This window comes from Gilliamella sp. App2-1 (assembly GCF_001690255.1).
GTDB classification, from domain to species: Bacteria; Pseudomonadota; Gammaproteobacteria; order Enterobacterales; family Orbaceae; genus Gilliamella; species Gilliamella apicola_G.
In genome coordinates this window covers 1-2,121 of sequence record NZ_LZGR01000029.1, presented here as the reverse complement: position 1 = coordinate 2,121, position 2,121 = coordinate 1, and the positions used below count along the sequence as shown (strand labels likewise).

Here is a 2,121-nt window from a genome sequence, read left to right as displayed (position 1 = left end):
TGCGTTCACTTGCGGCAGCGCCTAAGCCACCCACTAGGGCTAAGTTGCCTTGCAGCTGCGCAACCACCCCGCCCAAGATGGCATGGCTGACCGTGTTGGCAATGTGGTCTGTTTCCCATTTGCCGGTTTCAGGGTTGTAATGCTCGGTTTGTTTTTTTATGGCACTGGCAATTTTTGGTGCCAGTGCCCCTGCAACCGCCCCTGTCATGTCGCCACTAATGATGCCGTTAATCAGGTTGACCGCCATGTCAATGCCTTGACGGGTTTCACTGCCCATCGCCGACATGCCTTGATTCATCGCTTCTTTGTAGGCGTCTTCGTAGATTTTTTGTTGCTGTTCGTCAGTTAAGACCGTTTTATTGTTTTTGGCCTTTTCTTGCTCTTTGTTTAACGCCTCTTTCGCTTTTGAGGTGGCGCTGATTCGGTCAATGTGATTGAGCATGGTTAATGTTTCACCACCAATTTCACTCACGAGCCGTGTTTGGTCGATGATGCTTTGCTCTTTGTCTTTGTTAAAGATATGTTTGAGCGCATGACTCGCATGCTCGGTATCACGACTTAATTCGTTAATCGCTTGTTGTTGCTCGCTTTCATGGCGGATAACCATCGTCCCTGTCGATACCGCTGAGTGCGTGGTCGAGTTTTTGCTTGCTTGTTTGTTAAGACCCGTTGGTATTGATGGCATTCCACGGGTGTTGACGCCTGCACTGCTGCTACTTACCTTGTAGTCCGCTTGGTTTTTTATATCACTAAAGCTGATTGTGCCGGTGTCAAGACGGTTTTTGCTCTTGTCTTTTGCTTCTGAGGCTATCACTGCCCCTTTTAAGTCGGTGTGGTTGCCCACCGTAATGTCAAAGCCCCCTTTGCCGGCACAGGAAAACCAAAAAAACACCAATAAAAAATTAAATAAAATCAATACGTTTCCTGACCAGTTTTTTGTAAATAAATAGTGTGTTTTTTATGTTTTAAACAGAAGGAGATATGGCATAATAAGCAATACAACAGGTAGCCATTATTTAATACAATGGTACATAAAAATAATGATCACTAAAATGCATGCTAAGCAAAAATTAGCAATTAAAAAATTAATTATAGAATTTAGTGACAGAATTAACTGTCGCTTTTTAATAATGAATATTCTAATATAGGATAGAATTGTCAGGTTAAATTTGAGCTACAACACTTTATTCAATGGTGATATTTTTATTGACTGTTCGACCAAATTCAGACTGATTTTTTATCATATTTACTAAGTTAACAAGTAATTCATCAATTCTATTTTCTAACTTATCTGGTAATAGACTTTCATAGTCTTCAAGCTCACAACCATCCATAATTAGACTAGATAACTCATTAGTAAATTTATTTTGAGATAATAAATTTGCTATTTTGGGCTTAAAAATAAAACCCTCAGCTTCATCAATTGAAATCAATTTCTTTTTTAATGCAAATAAGGTACCCAATAAAAAAAGATCAATAAACTTTTCCGCTTGTTCTTTATCAATACTATAACATAATTTCATTTTATAAATTACTCCAATCTTTTTTGACTTTTACATTAAAAACTCTACCACTTTGACTACGAAAATAGTGGATTGATATTTTATTTCCAGTGACATCATAACCATCTTTATAAACTTTACTCCAACGCCCTGGTTCAATTTTTCTCAATTGCTCCAACAGCAGTTTTTCTTTAACTGTATTATTGACCGTTCCATTTTGCAAATCTCTAAACCCTTTTGGGTAATTAGGCGAATCCTTAATTGAATTATAAGTATGCTTAATTTCATTAGGATCTCTTGAAACATTATCTTGAGTATTATTGTTATTTTTATCTCGGTTATCATCATCTGGTGGTAATCCAGAAGCCCCACCTGCTGAACTACTTCCAGTTCCTGTTAACGGATTATCATTATCTTTCTTACTACCTTTCTCTTTTAGGTAATCATTATAATAACGTTCATAAGTTTTTAGTACTGCATCTTCAAGGAATTGATCTCCCATTGGATCGACTAACGCAAGTTCAATTAGTCTTCGTTGTTCCAAATTTAAACTTTCTAAAAACGCTTTTGATTCCGCTGCGGTAAGACCTTCAGCCATTAAAACATCTACCACATTAAT

Annotated in this window: 1 protein-coding gene and 2 pseudogenes; all 3 read right to left on the bottom strand. The window is 37.3% G+C overall.

Features of this window, described 5'->3' with window-relative positions; translation table 11 throughout:
- Nucleotides 1–916 (bottom strand): annotated as a pseudogene (locus tag A9G22_RS04090) (DUF637 domain-containing protein); the annotation flags it as partial.
- Between the two features lie 268 nt (nt 917–1,184).
- A complete protein-coding gene (locus A9G22_RS04085) occupies nt 1,185–1,523 on the bottom strand; it encodes a DUF3969 family protein (protein ID WP_065587064.1) in 339 nt (112 codons plus the stop codon).
- 1 nt (nt 1,524) lies between these two features.
- Nucleotides 1,525–2,121, bottom strand: a pseudogene (locus A9G22_RS11360) (hypothetical protein); the annotation flags it as partial.

What these genes read in the sequence shown, in the direction of transcription:
- A9G22_RS04085 (WP_065587064.1), bottom strand. Translation starts at nt 1,523, where the DNA reads ATGAAATTATGTTATAGTATTGATAAAGAACAAGCGGAAAAGTTTATT.